Annotated in this window: 17 protein-coding genes and 1 tRNA gene; 11 read left to right on the top strand and 7 right to left on the bottom strand. The window is 62.6% G+C overall.

Features of this window, described 5'->3' with window-relative positions:
* Positions 1-16 precede the first annotated feature (16 nt).
* The 3 genes from FXB40_RS19495 (at position 17) to FXB40_RS19485 (ending at position 1,149) form a co-directional block, all read left to right on the top strand.
* Positions 17-358, top strand: a complete 342-nt coding sequence (locus FXB40_RS19495; protein WP_187436991.1) for an integration host factor subunit alpha — start codon at positions 17-19, stop codon at positions 356-358.
* Between the two features lie 24 nt (positions 359-382).
* Positions 383-961, top strand: a complete 579-nt coding sequence (locus FXB40_RS19490; protein ID WP_148773797.1) for a MerR family transcriptional regulator — start codon at positions 383-385, stop codon at positions 959-961.
* A 110-nt stretch (positions 962-1,071) separates the two neighbouring features.
* Positions 1,072-1,149: transfer RNA gene (locus FXB40_RS19485), tRNA-Pro, on the top strand.
* A 130-nt stretch (positions 1,150-1,279) separates the two neighbouring features.
* On the opposite strand, the gene FXB40_RS19480 is transcribed toward FXB40_RS19485, so the two are convergent.
* The gene (locus FXB40_RS19480; RefSeq protein ID WP_148773796.1) at positions 1,280-1,687 is read right to left on the bottom strand and encodes a hypothetical protein; all 408 of its coding nucleotides are present in this window, start codon (positions 1,685-1,687) and stop codon (positions 1,280-1,282) included.
* 160 nt (positions 1,688-1,847) lie between these two features.
* Positions 1,848-2,468 carry a TetR/AcrR family transcriptional regulator gene (locus tag FXB40_RS19475; RefSeq protein WP_187436990.1) on the bottom strand — a complete coding sequence of 207 codons (621 nt, stop codon included), beginning with the start codon at positions 2,466-2,468 and terminating at the stop codon, positions 1,848-1,850.
* A 121-nt stretch (positions 2,469-2,589) separates the two neighbouring features.
* Between FXB40_RS19475 and FXB40_RS19470 the strand changes: the two genes are divergently transcribed.
* The gene (locus FXB40_RS19470) at positions 2,590-3,561 is read left to right on the top strand and encodes an alpha/beta fold hydrolase (protein ID WP_148773794.1); all 972 of its coding nucleotides are present in this window, start codon (positions 2,590-2,592) and stop codon (positions 3,559-3,561) included.
* A 115-nt stretch (positions 3,562-3,676) separates the two neighbouring features.
* Here FXB40_RS19470 and FXB40_RS19465 read toward each other — a convergent pair whose 3' ends face one another.
* The gene (locus FXB40_RS19465) at positions 3,677-3,916 is read right to left on the bottom strand and encodes a hypothetical protein (protein ID WP_027529950.1); all 240 of its coding nucleotides are present in this window, start codon (positions 3,914-3,916) and stop codon (positions 3,677-3,679) included.
* 326 nt (positions 3,917-4,242) lie between these two features.
* Between FXB40_RS19465 and FXB40_RS19460 the strand changes: the two genes are divergently transcribed.
* The 3 genes from FXB40_RS19460 to FXB40_RS19450 all read left to right on the top strand — a co-directional run bounded on the left by FXB40_RS19460 (position 4,243) and on the right by FXB40_RS19450 (position 7,669).
* Positions 4,243-5,151, top strand: coding sequence for a dihydrodipicolinate synthase family protein (locus FXB40_RS19460; protein ID WP_148773793.1), 909 nt, complete (start codon positions 4,243-4,245; stop codon positions 5,149-5,151).
* Between the two features lie 144 nt (positions 5,152-5,295).
* Entirely contained in the window at positions 5,296-6,267 is a 972-nt protein-coding gene (locus tag FXB40_RS19455) for an SDR family NAD(P)-dependent oxidoreductase (protein ID WP_148773792.1), read from the top strand.
* Between the two features lie 286 nt (positions 6,268-6,553).
* The gene (locus FXB40_RS19450; RefSeq protein WP_148773791.1) at positions 6,554-7,669 is read left to right on the top strand and encodes an alpha/beta hydrolase family protein; all 1,116 of its coding nucleotides are present in this window, start codon (positions 6,554-6,556) and stop codon (positions 7,667-7,669) included.
* 32 nt (positions 7,670-7,701) lie between these two features.
* Here FXB40_RS19450 and FXB40_RS19445 read toward each other — a convergent pair whose 3' ends face one another.
* Positions 7,702-8,208, bottom strand: a complete 507-nt coding sequence (locus tag FXB40_RS19445) for a MarR family winged helix-turn-helix transcriptional regulator (RefSeq protein ID WP_148773790.1) — start codon at positions 8,206-8,208, stop codon at positions 7,702-7,704.
* A gap of 408 nt (positions 8,209-8,616) precedes the next feature.
* On the opposite strand from FXB40_RS19445, the gene FXB40_RS19440 reads away from it, so the two are divergent.
* The gene (locus tag FXB40_RS19440) at positions 8,617-10,161 is read left to right on the top strand and encodes a porin (protein WP_148773789.1); all 1,545 of its coding nucleotides are present in this window, start codon (positions 8,617-8,619) and stop codon (positions 10,159-10,161) included.
* A 283-nt stretch (positions 10,162-10,444) separates the two neighbouring features.
* Here FXB40_RS19440 and FXB40_RS19435 read toward each other — a convergent pair whose 3' ends face one another.
* From FXB40_RS19435 to FXB40_RS19425, 3 genes are all read right to left on the bottom strand, one after another.
* Positions 10,445-10,933 (bottom strand): GcrA family cell cycle regulator, encoded by a 489-nt coding sequence (locus FXB40_RS19435; protein ID WP_148773788.1) that lies wholly within the window; start codon positions 10,931-10,933, stop codon positions 10,445-10,447.
* Positions 10,934-11,005: 72 nt separating this feature from the next.
* Positions 11,006-11,203 (bottom strand): hypothetical protein, encoded by a 198-nt coding sequence (locus tag FXB40_RS19430; protein ID WP_007603456.1) that lies wholly within the window; start codon positions 11,201-11,203, stop codon positions 11,006-11,008.
* Between the two features lie 201 nt (positions 11,204-11,404).
* On the bottom strand, positions 11,405-12,346 hold the full coding sequence (locus FXB40_RS19425) for an acetamidase/formamidase family protein (RefSeq protein ID WP_148773787.1): 942 nt from the start codon (positions 12,344-12,346) through the stop codon (positions 11,405-11,407).
* Between the two features lie 186 nt (positions 12,347-12,532).
* Here FXB40_RS19425 and FXB40_RS19420 point away from each other — a divergent pair, with 186 nt between their 5' ends.
* From FXB40_RS19420 to FXB40_RS19410, 3 genes are read left to right on the top strand one after another with little or no spacing between them, the layout of a single operon-like run.
* Positions 12,533-13,300, top strand: coding sequence for a YdcF family protein (locus FXB40_RS19420; protein WP_148773786.1), 768 nt, complete (start codon positions 12,533-12,535; stop codon positions 13,298-13,300).
* Between the two features lie 56 nt (positions 13,301-13,356).
* Positions 13,357-14,139: a DUF169 domain-containing protein gene (locus FXB40_RS19415; protein WP_148773785.1), complete on the top strand. Its 783-nt coding sequence runs from the start codon at positions 13,357-13,359 to the stop codon at positions 14,137-14,139.
* A gap of 9 nt (positions 14,140-14,148) precedes the next feature.
* The gene (locus tag FXB40_RS19410; RefSeq protein ID WP_148773784.1) at positions 14,149-15,327 is read left to right on the top strand and encodes a saccharopine dehydrogenase family protein; all 1,179 of its coding nucleotides are present in this window, start codon (positions 14,149-14,151) and stop codon (positions 15,325-15,327) included.
* The last annotated feature ends 16 nt before the right edge of the window (positions 15,328-15,343 follow it).

Here is a 15,343-nt window from a genome sequence, read left to right as displayed (position 1 = left end):
GATGTGGGGCAGGGCGATGACCGATACAAGTAAAACCGTAACGCGTGTTGATCTCTGTGAGGCCGTCTACCAGAAGGTGGGGCTGTCGCGCACGGAATCGTCCGCATTCGTGGAACTCGTGCTGAAGGAGATCACCGACTGCCTGGAAAAGGGCGAGACGGTGAAATTGTCGTCGTTCGGCTCCTTCATGGTCCGCAAGAAGGGTCAGCGTATCGGTCGCAATCCGAAGACCGGCACCGAGGTACCGATCTCGCCGCGCCGGGTGATGGTGTTCAAGCCGTCGGCGATCCTGAAGCAGCGGATCAATTCTCAGCACCGCACCAATGGCGATGCCAGCAAGGCTCAACCCGAGGCGTAATCGCCTTCGGAAAGGATTTGGCATTTGGACAAGGCGCCGGATGCGTTCCGAACCATCAGCGAAGTAGCGCAGGAACTCGACATTCCGCAGCACGTGCTGCGGTTCTGGGAGACGCGATTCTCCCAGATCAAGCCGATGAAGCGGAGCGGCGGCCGCCGCTATTACCGCCCCGACGACGTCGACCTGCTCAAGGGCATCCGCCGTCTGCTCTACGGGGAGGGCTACACCATCCGCGGGGTGCAGCGGATCCTGAAAGAGCACGGCGTCAAATCGGTACAGGGCCTGGCCGACGGCTCGGCCGCGGTCTCGTTCGGGGCCATCGAGGACGCCATCGGGGCGAGCCTGATAGAGCCGGACGACGAGGCGCCGATCAAGGGCGTCACCGATGCTGACGAGGACGACTACCAGGGCGACGAAGAGGAGGGCATCGACTTCCGCTTCACGGAGGTCGACGACGAGGACATCCTCACCACCTTCCGCAAGGGCGGCACCCCCGCCGCACCCGCCGGCCCCAGCGCGATGGACCGGGAGCGGCTCGGACGGGTCCTCGCCGACCTCGTCGCCTGCCGGGAGATGCTCGATCTGGCGCTGAAGGACGGCTGACGGGCCTTTTCGTCCTCTTTGCGGTCCGTTCCCTGGGCTTTGGGCGAAGACACCAAAATGGTGCGGCTCGCCTTGCGCAAAGCAGCGATCCTAGCTAATGGAACGACGTTCGGAGCGTGGCGCAGCCCGGTTAGCGCACTAGTCTGGGAGACTAGGGGTCGGAGGTTCAAATCCTCTCGCTCCGACCATTCATTTCACATTGTGCGGATGATCGCTCGGTCGTGATCGCCCTTGGGGTGGTCACGGTCTTGAGCCCGTTGCGAACCGAATCCCGTGGGATGTTCCCGCACAACGCTGGTCTACAAGCGTGGACGCCCATCATTGGGCGGATTTGGAGCGAGCATCAGACTGGTTCTGGTGTCCTTGTCGACCGGTGGCGCGCGAGATCGCGACGATCGACACAACAAGAGCAAGATAGGTCACGATCCAGAGTGTTGCCGGAACTGCCGGGCCTGAAAACTTGGCACTAAAAGCTTCGAAGGAGAGATTATTCCCATCCTTCTGTGGTGGCGCGACGACTTGGAAGACGCTGACGATCGCCGCGGCTGCTACAGCGGAGACCGGCAATCCAAACATGAAGAAGTAACTTCCCAGGGAAAACAGTCCATCGGTGAACTTGAACCACGTCCATCCTAACTTGAACAGTGCATAGCCTATTGCAGCGGCCGTGTACGCAAACAGGCACACGACCACCAATCCGACGAGAACTTCCTGAACTTGCTGCATTGAAAGTCTCACGCTTCTCGAAATCGCCGCGCGTAGTTTCAATCGGTCGCCAAAAATACACCCATCAATCGACGGCAATCAATAGTAGTAAAGCGCTAATTTTTCACCCTATCGGGTGACGAGCTTCGTGAGTGTTGCGGCGGACGATAGCGACCGCGCGCTACCTCAAAAACCCCACCACCATCCGCGTCGTCTCATCCATCAGCGTCCGCACCATCTTGTCCGACAGCATCTCGGCCTGGTTCAGCACCGTGTTGTGCGCGACCGCTTCGATTGTGCTGACGCAGATGAAGGTTGCGACATCGAGGTCGATCTTGCGCATTTCCTTGCGGTGGCTCTCGAAATAGGCGCGGACGAGACTGTGGACCTCGCGGTTGAAGGCTTCGACGTCGAGCTTTCCGGCGCGCGGGATCTGCTCGGCGAGAACGCGATGCAATTCAGGGTTGATGCGGTGCGCGTCGATCGCGACGGTGACGAGGCGGCGCACGGCTTTCTCGATCGGCATGTCCATGACTTCGGTCAGCGTCGTGCGGACGATACCCATGATCTCCTCGTTGTGACGCTCGATCACGGCGGCGACGAGCGCCTCCTTGCTCGGAAAATATTGATAGAGCGAGCCGACGCTGACGCCGGCGATTTCGGCGATCCGGTTGGTGCTCGTCTTCTCAAAACCTTCGCGCACCAGAATGCGAGCAGTTGCCTCGACCAGCGCGTCGACCGTGGCGCGGGATCGCTCCTGCAGGGCATTTTTCCGGGGTTTTGTCGGTGGTTTGCGCGCCATGATCCAGCATTTCGAATGCGAGTAGGAAAAGCGAGTGAATGCTCGCATTATAGGCAGGTTCGGCATCCGATGGATAGAACCAAGTTGGTGCCGGCCGGGCGCAGCAAATGAGGGCAGGAGCATGAGCGTTGCGAAGATGCTGTCGATCGGGCGGCTGTGCGAATGCCCTTTCGCGTGGGCCAAGCCTTCGAACGATCCCGCGCCGAGCTTGCAGAGCCGCCTCTTCAACTTGCTGCTGCGGCAGCTTCCGTACAAGCAGCAACTCGCCTCGGCCGAGGCCGTGCTGGCGCATGTACAGAAGCTCGCATTGGCGCCGGCATCGCATGAGCCGACCGGTTTGGGCCGCGGCGTCGAGGCGACGCTGACCAAGATGGGCGGATGGCCGGTCTATTACACGGCGCCGTCATCGGGGCACGAAGGCTGCAATCACGTGATGTTCCTGCATGGTGGTGGCTTCATCAACGAGATCGTGCCGGCGCATTGGCGCTTCGTCGGGCAGATGACGCGCAAGGCGGGCGTCGTCTGCGTCGTGCCGATCTATCCGCTGGCGCCGCGCGCGACCGCGAAGGATGTCGTGCCGAAGACGGCCGAGCTGTTGCGGATGCTGCTGGAGGATGCGGGCTCCGCAAAGGTCACGGTGGTCGGCAACTCGGCAGGCGCGGGCCTCGCGCTCGCCGCATGCCAATGGCTGCGTGACCGCGGGCATCGGCAGCCGAGCCGGCTGATCCTGATCTCCCCCGCGGCCGATGCCTCGGTGAGCCGTCCGGAGCAGGTCGAGATCGCGGCGCGCGATCCGATGCAGGACATTCCGGGGATCATTGAAGCAGGGCGGCTCTATGCCGGCGAGCTCGATGTCGGCCATCCCCTGGTCAGCCCGCTGAACGGTGCCTTTCGTTCGCTCGCGCCGATGACGATCTTCTCGGGCACGCGCGATCTGCTCTATCCCGATAGCGTCGATCTTGCCGCGCGGGCGAGGGCGGCCGGCGTGCCGGTCGAGCTCCATCTGCTCCGTGACCAGCCGCACAATTATGCGCTGATGCCGACGCCGGAAGGGCGGCAGGCGCGTGCGAATATTTTGCGTGCGGTGGCTTGAGGGGAAGGCGTGATCGTTGTCACGCAGGCGCCGCCGCAATGGGTCTGGCGCTGCAAGCTCGCGCGGGGGATGGCGGCCCCGGGCGTTTCCTCGATATCAGTAGTTTTGCGGGGCCTTAGGCGTGGCCCTTGATCTCGTAGTGACCCGGCACGCATTTGTAGCGGTCGAGGCGCCAATTGGCGTGATAGATCGGGTGCTCGCCCATCCACTTTGCAAGCGGGGCCTGCGCACCGACCGCACACGCCATCATCGACATGTCGGGCGTCATATTGCTGTCGGTCACGATTTCCTCGACGCAGCTACCCGAGGCAGCTGCGCCAAGCCGGCAGAGCACGGCAACGACGGTTATGAACATTCCAGTCACCTCATCGGTAGTTTCGACCACGAGGAGGATGCAAGCCCGGTGCCACAGCCTGTGTCGTAAACGACACGCCGGCCAAGGCGACTCGCCCCAGCGTTCCCCATTTGACGATTCGGATTGTAAAAATAATGCCCTTAAACCGAAGCCGGACAAATACGGGGAACCCACAGGGAAAAGGCGCAGGAATGAGCGATTGTGGGGGCAGCGCCGCGCGATCCGCCCTTCACAAGGCCGGCGCAGCCGATACGCTCGGCAGCCGTGCGGATACCCGTCAAAAGAGCGGGATCGCCACAGGACCAAAGGAAGCGTGAGGGTAGACCATGAAGGTGCGACCGACCGGCGTGATCCCGCCGATGACCACGCCGTTCCGCAAAGATGGCGAGATCGACACCAAGCTGGTGGCGCCGCAGGTCGACTGGATGATCGGCGCCGGCGCGCATGGCGTTGCGGCCGGCGGTTCGACCGGCGAGGGGCATACGCTCGACCACGAGGAATATCGCGACCTGATGGAAGCGACGGTGGATGCGGTGAAGGGACGCATTCCCGTGATCGCCGGCATCATCGTGGACTCCACGCGCGATGCGATCCGCCGCGGCAAGCTCGTGCGCGACATGAATGTCGCAGCACTCCAGGTCACGCCGGTGCACTACCTGTTCAAGCCCGATGACGAGGCGATGGTGGCGCATTTTCGCGCCATGGCGGATGAGACCGGCATGCCCATCATCATCTACAACGTCGTGCCCTGGTCGTATCTGTCGCCGGCGTTGCTGACGCGGATCATGACCGAGGTGCCGCTGGTCGTCGGTGTCAAGCAGAGCGCGGGCGACCTCAAGCTGTTCGCAGACCTCATGATGATGGCACCGGACAAGCTGATCTACAGCGCGGTCGATGCCCTGATGTATCCGTCCTACACGTTGGGGGCGCACGGCTCGATTGCCGCGATCCTGACCGCGGCGCCGCACGCCTCCGTCGCGTTATGGGACGCGGTGAAGGCAGGCGATCATCCGCGTGCGCTCGACCTGCACAAGAAGCTGCTGACGCTGTGGAACGCCGTCATCGCCGACAATCTGCCGGCCTGCACCCGCTACGCGCAGACCCTCCAGGGCCTGCCCAGAACCTATCCGCGTGCGCCGATGCCGGAGGCCTCGCCGGCACAGCAGGCCGCGGTCCGCAAGGCGCTGGAGGCCCTCGGCGCGTTGAAGGGCGTGCGCGTCGAGGCGGCCGAATAGTCCGTATCCCGAAATAACTGTTGAAGACAGCAGCGCCGATCCGCTTTTACCTGTGGATGCGGCGCTGCTACATTTTGCGCGCGTCGCATGCGCGGCGCGTCAACGACGAAGAAACATGCCGATAAGGGGAGGAGCCGAAGTCCCATGAAGGAATTTGCTGGAAAGATCGCCGTCATCACCGGGGGTGGCACGGGCATGGGGCGCGAGCTCGCCCGGCAGCTTGTTGCCGAGGGCTGCAACGTCGCGATGTGCGACGTCTCGGAAGCCGCGATGGCGGAGACCAAGCGGCTCTGCGAGGTCGAGAAGCTGCCGCAGGGCCTGCGCGTCACGACCCATGTCGCCGACGTGTCGATCGAGGATCATCTCAAGCGCTTTCGCGACGAGCTCGCCGAGCAGCAGAAGACCGACAAGATCCATCTGCTGTTCAACAACGCCGGTATCGGCGGTGGCGGCAGCCTGTTCACCAACACGCGCGAGCAGTGGGAGCGCACCTTCAACATCTGCTGGGGCGGCGTCTATCTTGGTGTCCGCACCTTCCTGCCGATGCTGGTCAAGGCGGACGAAGCCCACATCATCAACACCGCCAGCGTCAACGGCTTCTGGGCCTCGATCGGCATGGGCCAGGCGCACACCGCCTACAGCTCGGCGAAGTTCGCGGTGAAGGGGTTTAGCGAGGCGCTTATCAACGACCTGCGCTTGCACGCGCCGCACGTCAAATGTTCGGTGGTGATGCCCGGCCATATCGGCACCTCAATCGTCTCCAACTCACGCAAGGTGCAGAGTGGCGACGGATCGGAGCGCCTCAACGCCGAGGAGGTCGAGCTGACCCGCAAGCGCATGGTTGCGGCCGGTGTGCCAGATGCTGACAAAAAGTCGGACGAGGAGATCCAGGCGGCGTTCGCCGAACGCGCCCGCACCTTCCTCGAGGATGCGCCGACGACGGCGGCGCAGGCCGCCAGGATCATCCTCGACGGCGTGAAGGCGGAGCGCTGGCGCATCCTGGTCGGCGATGATGCCAAGCTGCTCGACGAACGCGTGCGCGCGGCGCCCGAGCAGGCCTATGACCGCGCATTCTACGAAAGTTTCACCCAGGAAGTCGGCTGGCGACTTGGCTGACTCTGTTTGGCTGAGACCGTCAACGACGCGCGCGCACGTAGGTATGACAAGCATCATCGCAAGTGGTGCGCAGGTAATTAATTCAGGTCACTTTCCTCAGGTAATTTATCTGCCTCACGCGCGCGTTCGTGCCCTTATGACGATACGGAATGTCACGCATGCGGCATGTGACAAGCGTTCAAGCGATGGTGATCTAGAACGGGTCTCATTCGGCGCGCCGCAGCTTGGTTAGCGAACTGAAATAGTTTAGTGAATCAGGCTAGCGCCACGATAAAGCGTAGCTCCGATGATACCCGCATGCCTCTCCGACGATTTCATCCTCTGCCCGGAGAGAGAGGATATCTCTGCTGAATTCACGCGGCTGCTGACGGCGGCACAGGAGGGCGGCGCCACCATCGCCGAATGCCTGATGATCGCGCGGCAGCTGAAGCGCGATGACGAGCAGTCCTGGCATCGCGAGTGGAAGAAGCTGGCACAGGCCAATCGGCATCGTGCCGAGGCTGCGTTTGCGGAAGGCCATATGGCAACGGCGCAGCGCAATTGGCTGCGCGCGATGAACTATTACGGTGCGGCGGCAATGCCACTCGATCCTGCCGACGAGCGCCGCTGGGTCGCGGTGCTCGCGATGCAGGAATGCGCCCGGCGTTTCCTCAGGGCGCGCGGGCCGGCCGGCGAAGTCGTGACGATCCCGTGGATCGAAGGACATTCGTTGCAGGGTTATTTCCTGCCTGCGCCTGCGGCGAACGGTCGCGCCCCGACGGTGATCTGCATCGGTGAGCCCGGCCACCGCAAGGAAGAGTTCCTGTTCAAGCTCGCACCGCATGCGCGCGAGCGTGGGTTGTCGATGCTTGCGCTGGACCTGCTCGGCGACCAGCGCGACGACTACGCCGACATGCTCATGCGGCGCCGGGATCTCGAAAGCTCTGTCGGCTGCGCGATGGATTATCTGGAGCAGCGCAAGGACGTCGATTTCGATCGCGTTGCAATCGTGGCGGACGGGTGGGGCTCTTCGTTCGTGGCGCGTGCGGTGTTGCAGGAGCCGCGTCTTGCCGCAGCCGTCTGTGACGGCGGCCTGTGGGACCTGCACGAGCGGTCGTTCTTTGCCAGCCGGTTTGCGATGAGCGACCTCAGCGTCGTGCCGGTGCCACATGCGCCGCTGATGGCCTCCGGCGCCGAATGTCCGGTGTTGATCACACTTGGCGAGGACGGCTGGCTCAAGGCTGATCGGGCGCGTCAGATCCTGCAAAAATCCCAGCTCGGCAGCTCGGACATCGTGCTGAAAGTGTTCACCGCGGCGGAGACCGGGGCTGCGCAGGCTCATGCCGACAATCCGAGCCTTGCCAACGAATACATCTTCGACTGGCTCGAATCGCGACTCGGTGCCGTCGTCAACCGGATCTGAGCGCGGCTGCTTAGCTCAAAAACGAATGCGCCTCAGAAGTCGAGGGAGATCCTGACGCAGGCCTTTTCCAGCCGGGTCTTCAGCGTCGCGAGCTTGGTGGTGAATTCGGTCAGCTCGTTTTCATCGAACTCCTGGAAGACGAATTCGCGAATCGACTTGTACTGCTCGTTGAGGCTCGCGATGTGCTTCTGGGTCTTGTCGACCAACGACAGCCGCACCACGCGGGCGTCGGTCGGTGAGGGGCGGCGGCGCAGCAGGCCCTTCTTCTCCAGCAGCTTGGACTGGGTGGTGACGAAGGACGGGTCGACATGAAGCAGCTTGGAGACCACGTTGACGGGGACGCCGTCGTCCTTGTCGAGGTCGGAAATCGCCATCAGGATCAGCCATTGCGGTCCGCTGATGCCGAGCGTCCTGGCCCAGAACTGACGCAGCTCCTCCAGATGCATGTTGATCGACGATATCTCCCAGGTGAATCGCCTGATGAGATCCAGATTACCGATGGGGCGGAGGCGCGCTCCTTCTTTCCTCGTCGCTGACACAGCGTCACTCCCGCAAGCTGATTTATTTCCGGCCGGTGTTCGCGGCGGCGATAGTCCACGCAAGTCTGCCCTGACGCAAGTGCAGAGCAGGGTAATTGTGTCACGCAAATTACAAATATGATCCGGTCAGCCTTTCAGCTCAGGTCAGGTGTTGCGCCACGGACACAGAGTTGGCGAAACCACAAAGCTTATCTAATAAACTATTTTGATTAAGGGAACGGCGCAGGCATATTCATCCGTGACGGTGGGGGGTTCTCGATCGTCCCGTTGCAGGTGGTCCGCTCACGTCCCTCGCGCTGAATGCGGGTGTGTCCGAAAGCGCGAAGCGGCCGAGCGGATTTGAAGAGACGGGGATCTGGGGGGCCTCACGGTCCGGTCTCCGCTAAATGAACAACTTGGAGGTTTTAAATGAAAATGGTGAAGAGCCTTTTGCTCGGCACTGCGGCGGGTCTGATCGCCGTCGGTGGAGCTCAGGCGGCCGACCTTCCGCTCAAGGCCAAGGCGGTCGAATACGTGAAGGTCTGCTCGCTGTACGGTGCGGGTTTCTACTACATGCCGGGCACCGACACCTGCATCAAGCTCGGTGGTTACCTGCGCGCTGACGCAATTCTCGGCGGCGCCGGCGACTATGGTTTCAACAACTCCGTGTCGAGTGCGAACGGTGGGTCGAACAATCGTTTGACCAACTACTATTACAGCCGCGCCCGTTTCGACCTCAACATCGACACCCGCACGGCGACCGAGTATGGCGTTGTTCGCACCTACGCCGACATGGTTTTCAGCTATGATACGTCCAACGTCACCGGCAGCAGCCCGTCGACGATCTCGCCCAGCGCGCCCGCGCTCGGCCTCTACCATGCGTTCATCCAGTTCGCTGGGTTCACCATGGGCCGCACGGTCTCGATCTTCGATGCCCCGTGGCAGAGCTATCCGGCTGGCGGTCCCGATACCATTCCGGGCGGCTCCAACCACGTCAACGGTGTGAACCAGTTCGCTTATACCGCTGACTTCGGCCAGGGCATCACCGGTTCGCTGGCGTTGGAAGAAGAAACGACGGCGTCGAACGGCCAGTCGAACCTGTGGAACGTCACCGGTTTCACCGCCTCCAGCGCTGTTAACGGTGCCGGCGCCATCGTGACGACCTCGGCTGCCGCAAACGCTGCCGCTGCCCTCATCCAGGGCAACTACGGCGTCAACGATTGGGGTGGCACGCGCGTCCCCGATATCATTGGTCAGGTCCGTGTCGACCAGGCTTGGGGTCTGGCCCAGGTCTCGGTTGCCGCGAAGGATCTGCATCCTGGCTACTACGGCACGACGGAACCGACCGGTCATCCGTCGGACAAGTGGGGCTGGGCTGTGCAGGGCTCGTTGTCGATCAAGAACATCCCGACTGGTGCGGGCGACGTTGTCAACTTGCAGGCCGTCTACACGGACGGTGCAACGCGCTACAACTTCCAGAGCCTGTTCCCGCAGAGCTTCTTCATGTTCAGCGGTAGCAGCACGGCGTACCAGAGCATCGGCTTTGCCGGTCTTGCTGATGGCGTCTTCGGTGCTGGCGGCAGCATCGATACCGTCAAGACCTGGGGCATCCGTGGTGGCTATACCCACAACTGGACCCCGAACTGGGCGAGCGCCGTGTACGGCGGTTATGCCCAGCTGAAGTACGGTACCACGGGCAAGGCCCTGATCTGCGCCAACTTCGCTTCGATCGCGGTGGCCGGTTCGACCTGTAACCCGGACTTCAACTTCGGCGTCGTCGGTGTCAACACCGTCTGGACTCCGGTCAAGAACCTGGCGTTCACGGCCGACCTGAGCTGGTCGCGTCTGGACCAGAAGTACTCCGGCGCCATCACTGCCCCGGCCATTTCGACTGCTGCCAAGCCGGGCGCCGTGTACGAGCTGAAGGACCAGAACTCGGTGACCATGATGCTGCGCGCTCAGCGCAACTTCTGATCATCGATCGCAAATCGATCAGAGAACCCCGGCGGGAAACCGCCGGGGCTTTTTTCTGGCGCGATGGCGATTTCGAAAAACCGAACTCTCCTGCACGGACAGCGAAGACGAGCTATGCGAGTAGATCGCAGCCAAACTTATTTACTTACCTGAGTTGCTCAGCTATATAGTTGTCAGCCGGTTTCAAAAGATCACGGCTCTTAGCTTCACGCTAAGCCTCCAGAAACCTCCGGTAATGCCCTACCGGAGGTTTTTCGTTGTGGAGCTCAAGGGACGGCGCGCTTCAGCCGCGCATGACGCGCGCACGCGAGTTCGGCTTGTAGGCGAGGCGGCTGTGGCCGGCGCAATAGGGCTGGCCGTCATGCGCGACGTTGCCGCAGAAGCAGAAATCCTCGGCACCGGGTGTCGAGATCGGCCAGCGGCAGCGGTTTTCGCCGAGCTCCATCAGCGAGCAGCGATTGGCCTCGTCGATCGACCCGGTCGCGACAGGCGCGTCCGCTTCGCCGTAGATTGTCGCGAGCATTTCGAATTGCAGCCGGGGCACCGCTCTTTGCGCGCGCGGCGCGCCAGTCCTGTCTTGATTCCTATCTTGGAGCCTGCGCTCGTCGAGCGAGCGGCCGCGTGTGAGATTCAATCGGGACAGCTTGCCGATCACGGCGTTGCGGCTGACGCCGATGTCGGCGGCGATCTCGCGGCAGGACAGGCCGGCCTCGAAATGTTGCTTCAGAAGTTCAATTCGTTCGTTGGTCCAGGTTGGTGAGAGAACAGGCATTGTAACGGTCCCAGGTTGCGACAATCGACCAACCGTCGCTCGAGATCCGTCCGCTTCACGTCCGGCGTGCGTTCACGTCCTGCCATTGTCGCGAATCGACAAAAGCCCGTCCTTGATGGCGAGACGGATGCCTTCCTCGATCAAGGTACGTGCGACGCCGGGAACGCTGGTGCCGTGGGTGCCCTGTCTCACCAACTTCTCCAGGTAGGTGATGGTCGAGAGCGCCAAGGTTACGGGAATGCGGTCAGTCTCGGCTTTTTCGGTGGCCATGGCCCGAACGCTAGCCTCTTACTCAGGTACATAAAAGTAACGATTAAGACTCTATTTAGGTTCGGGGGCGGAAGTCAAATGCTAGCTGAGCCCATCGCTCAGCCTGTTGGAATCGTGGAGGAAATCAGGCGTGACTCAGTGCGCCGCCCGGAATGTCCGGGCGGTGGGGACGCGTGGAGCTGTCAGGAGGTGCCGGCGAGATCAGCCGTGCACGATCGCCTTTTCGATCATGCAATGGATGCCCTTGGAGCCGTTGACGGTCTGGGTCACCCGCAGATCGGCCGCGAGACTGCACAGCGTATAGGCGTCCTCGCGCGACAGGTTTCGCGTCTCGCCGAGCAGGACGATCATGTCGCGCAGTGCCCGCACCGCGCATTGGTCGAGGTCGGGGTCCATCGCCATGGTCATGTAGTGGGTCGGCGTCTCCGCGCGCGGATAGTCGAACCGCAAATCCTTGCGCAGCGTCAGCCGGAAGCGGCCCTGCAACGCCGTCTCGATCGCGGTGACGCAGACCTCGCCGTCGCCCTGCACGCCATGACCGTCGCCGCAGGAGAACATCGCGCCCGGAACGAACACCGGCAGATACAATGTCGCGCCAGCGCCGAGCTCCTTGTTGTCGAGATTGCCGCCCATGGCGCGCGGCACGAGCGAGGAGATGCGGCCCCAGGCCGGCGGCGGCGAAACGCCCATCACACCAAAGAACGGTTTGAGCGGCAGGTCGAGGCCCCACGGCATCCGGCCGACCATCCGCGACCGGTCCAGCGGGATGTTGAGCATCCGCGTCTCGTGGAAATCGTCGGGCAGGGTGCCGGACAGCGGCTTGATCATGTTCCAGCCCCAATCCTGGCGGAGTTGGACGTCGAGGATTTCGACTGCGAGCACATCGCCGGGCTCGGCGCCCTCGACTGCGATCGGGCCGGTCAGGATGTGGCCGGGGAGCATGCGCTCGTTCTTGGCATGAACCTCGAAAATCTCCGGCGGAATGTGAAACTTGCTGCGGTCGGGCAGCATGTCCGGGCCGCCGCTGATGGTGTCGACGGTCACCTCATCGCCGCTGGCGACGGTGAGGACCGGCTTGAGCGCGGCTTCAAAGAAGCCCCAATGGCAGGTTTCGGGACTTGAATGCAGGTGATGATGGGTCATTTGCCGCGTCCAATCGGTTTCATCAGAACTTGTCATGAGATCCTGTTATGCCCGGGCTTGACCCGGCAATCGATCCTCTCCCAAGAAGATTTCTGAAGATGGGTGGGCGGGTCAAGCCCGCGCACCCCGATCATTTCAGCGAGGTTTCTCCTGTTTTTCCTTCTTTCCAAGACGTTTGGCGCCGCAGTGGTGCCGATCAATCTTCTGGTCGAGCTCGGGATCGTCTCGGTCGTGCTGATGGCAACGCGCGTTGCCGGGCTCGGCCGGAAACTGGCCGCGACCACGCTGATCCTGCTCGCGCTCGCCGCCTTTTCGCCGCTCGGCAATCTGCTGCTCTATCCGCTGGAGTCGCGCTTTCCCGCATGGGATCCGTCGCGCGGTGCGCCCGACGGCATCATCGTGCTGGGCGGCTCGGTCGATACCGATCTGTCGGCAGCACATCACACGCCGGTGGTCTCGCACGCGGCCGATCGCTTGCTTGCGCCCGCCGAGCTTGCGCGCCGCTATCCGAATGCGCGTATCGTCTTCACGGGCGGCTCTGCGAACCTGATCGCACCGGGCGCCAGGGAAGCCGACTATTCTGCACCCATCCTGGAAAATACCGGCATACCCAGGGAACGTCTGATCCTGGAGCGGGAGTCGCGCAACACGTACGAGAATGCGATCTTCACGAAGCCTTTGGTGGCGCCGAAGCCGGGCGAGCGCTGGCTGCTGGTGACCTCGGCCTATCACATGCCGCGTTCGATCGGAATTTTCCGCAAGGCTGGATTTGACGTCGAGGCCTATCCCGTGGACTGGCGGATGGGCGGACGTGACGATCTGTTCTCTTTCACCAATTTCGGCGCGGACGGTCTCGGCCGAACCGACACGGCTGTGCGCGAGTGGATCGGCCTTGTGAGCTACCGCCTCATGGGCAGAACCAGCGAGTTGCTTCCCGGGCCGGCCAAGGACTAGAACAGGCCCGAGAGGCCCAACAAGAGGCGTCGGAAACGGCGCGCCGGGAGGATGCCATGCAGCAGCCAGCAGCTGACACGATCGATCTTGCCGGCCTCGTGGCCGATCTCAACAGCCTGTTGCGGCTGAAGACCACGGTGATCGGCATGAAGCTGTTCGCGCATGTCGCGGACATGGAGGCGATCCCGAAAATCCGGCGGCCGAATGCGGTCCACACCACCGACCAGATCGTCAGCATGGCCTCGCGCCTGGGGTGGACCGTCGGCATCACCGCCGACGATCTCGTCGGCGCGCAGTGCCGCGCGGTGATCGGGCTCAGCCCGCAGGACGAGAAATGGCTTGCCGGCGAAAATTATGTCGGCGTCTGGCACGGCACCGCGGAGGATGCCCGCAAGCGCCAGGAGGCGCTGGACGTGGTTCCGTTCGGGCAATATCAGGCGCTCGCGGTCAGTCCGCTTGCGAGCGGGCGGCTCGATCCGCCCGACATCTGCCTCGTCTACGCAACGCCCGGCCAGATGATCATCCTGATCAACGGGCTGCAATATACCGGCTACAAGAAGTTCGAATGGGGTGTGGTCGGCGAGACCGCTTGCGCGGATTCCTGGGGGCGGGCGCTCAAAAGCGGTGAGCCCAGCCTGTCCTTGCCATGCTATGCCGAACGGCGCTATGGCGGCGTGCCGGACGAGGAGATGCTGATGGCCTTGAAGCCCGCGCATCTCGCCAAGGCGATCGAGGGCATGAAGGCGCTGGCCAGGAACGGCCTGCGCTATCCGATTCCGCCCTACGGGATTCAAAGCGACGTCCGTGCCGGCATGGGCGTGAGTTACGCGAAGAAGTAAAGGTCGACCATGAGCTCTGCGAAATTCGACATCGTCGTCTACGGCGCGACCGGTTTCACCGGTCAGCTCGTCGCTGAATATCTGACTCAGCATTACAAGAGCGACAAGACACTCAAATGGGCGATGGCGGGCCGCAGCCTCGGCAAGCTGAAATCGGTGCGCGATGCGATCGGCGCGCCGGGGAATATTCCGCTGATTGTCGCGGATGCATCGGACGCCGCCTCGCTGAAGGCGATGGCAGAGCAGACGATGTCGGTGATCACGACGGTCGGTCCGTATCAGCTCTACGGCGAGGAACTGTTAGCTGCCTGCGTCGCCACCGGCACGGATTATTTCGATCTCTGCGGCGAGCCGATCTGGATGCGGCAGATGATCGACAAGTACGAGGCGGCTGCGAAGGAAAGCGGCGCGCGCATCGTATTCTCCTGCGGCTTCGATTCCGTGCCGTTCGAGCTCGGTGCGTTCTTCGTGCAGGAAGAGGCCAAGCGGGTGTTCGGCGCACCCGCCGCGCGCGTCAAGGGCCGTGTGCGCGACATGCGCGGCACGCTCTCGGGCGGTACCGCGGCGAGCGCGAAGGCGACCTTCGATGCCGTTGCCAAAGACATCAGCCTCATTGCGATCCTGAACGATCCGTTCGCGCTGACGCCGGGCTTCACCGGACCGAAGCAGCCGAAGGGCAACAGGTCGCTGCTCGAGGAGGATCTGCAATCCTGGGCCGCGCCGTTCATGATGGCGCTGATCAACACCCGCAACGTCCATCGCTCCAACATGCTGATGGGCTTTCCCTACGGCCAGGACTTCGTCTACGACGAGATGGTTCTGACCGGTCCCGGCGAGAAGGGTGAGGCCAACGCCAAGCGCGTGATGGCCGCCAACGCCGAGAAGACCGGCCCGAACGCGCCGAAGCCCGGCGAGGGGCCGTCGAAGGAAGAGCGCGAGAACGGGCTCTTCAATCTGCTCTATGTCGCGACCGCGCCAGATGGCCGCATGGTTCGCGCCGGTGTCACCGGCGACCGCGATCCCGGCTACGGTTCGACCTCGAAGATGATTTCCGAATGCGCGATGTGCATGCTGCGCGACGTGACCGACGTCTCAGCCGGCTTCTGGACCCCAGGCGCAGCGATGCAGCACAGGCTGATCAAGCGGCTGCGGGACAATTCGGGGCTGACGTTCGCCGTGGAAGCATAAGGTCCACGACGCCTAA

The sequence above is a fragment of the Bradyrhizobium rifense genome, assembly GCF_008123425.1.
GTDB classification, from domain to species: domain Bacteria; phylum Pseudomonadota; class Alphaproteobacteria; order Rhizobiales; family Xanthobacteraceae; genus Bradyrhizobium; species Bradyrhizobium rifense.
Note: the sequence above shows the minus strand (reverse complement) of the source record. Positions and strands in the feature narration are given on the sequence as shown.

Excerpts from the sequence above, each read along its gene's own strand:
- FXB40_RS19425 (WP_148773787.1), bottom strand. The coding sequence starts at position 12,346 with ATGACCCATCATCACCTGCATTCAAGTCCCGAAACCTGCCATTGGGGC.
- FXB40_RS19470 (WP_148773794.1), top strand. The coding sequence starts at position 2,590 with ATGAGCGTTGCGAAGATGCTGTCGATCGGGCGGCTGTGCGAATGCCCT.
- FXB40_RS19415 (WP_148773785.1), top strand. The coding sequence starts at position 13,357 with ATGCAGCAGCCAGCAGCTGACACGATCGATCTTGCCGGCCTCGTGGCC.
- FXB40_RS19410 (WP_148773784.1), top strand. The coding sequence starts at position 14,149 with ATGAGCTCTGCGAAATTCGACATCGTCGTCTACGGCGCGACCGGTTTC.
- FXB40_RS19435 (WP_148773788.1), bottom strand. The coding sequence starts at position 10,933 with ATGCCTGTTCTCTCACCAACCTGGACCAACGAACGAATTGAACTTCTG.
- FXB40_RS19465 (WP_027529950.1), bottom strand. The coding sequence starts at position 3,916 with ATGTTCATAACCGTCGTTGCCGTGCTCTGCCGGCTTGGCGCAGCTGCC.
- FXB40_RS19460 (WP_148773793.1), top strand. The coding sequence starts at position 4,243 with ATGAAGGTGCGACCGACCGGCGTGATCCCGCCGATGACCACGCCGTTC.
- FXB40_RS19475 (WP_187436990.1), bottom strand. The coding sequence starts at position 2,468 with ATGGCGCGCAAACCACCGACAAAACCCCGGAAAAATGCCCTGCAGGAG.
- FXB40_RS19440 (WP_148773789.1), top strand. The coding sequence starts at position 8,617 with ATGAAAATGGTGAAGAGCCTTTTGCTCGGCACTGCGGCGGGTCTGATC.
- FXB40_RS19455 (WP_148773792.1), top strand. The coding sequence starts at position 5,296 with ATGAAGGAATTTGCTGGAAAGATCGCCGTCATCACCGGGGGTGGCACG.
- FXB40_RS19480 (WP_148773796.1), bottom strand. The coding sequence starts at position 1,687 with ATGCAGCAAGTTCAGGAAGTTCTCGTCGGATTGGTGGTCGTGTGCCTG.
- FXB40_RS19450 (WP_148773791.1), top strand. The coding sequence starts at position 6,554 with ATGATACCCGCATGCCTCTCCGACGATTTCATCCTCTGCCCGGAGAGA.
- FXB40_RS19430 (WP_007603456.1), bottom strand. The coding sequence starts at position 11,203 with ATGGCCACCGAAAAAGCCGAGACTGACCGCATTCCCGTAACCTTGGCG.
- FXB40_RS19495 (WP_187436991.1), top strand. The coding sequence starts at position 17 with ATGACCGATACAAGTAAAACCGTAACGCGTGTTGATCTCTGTGAGGCC.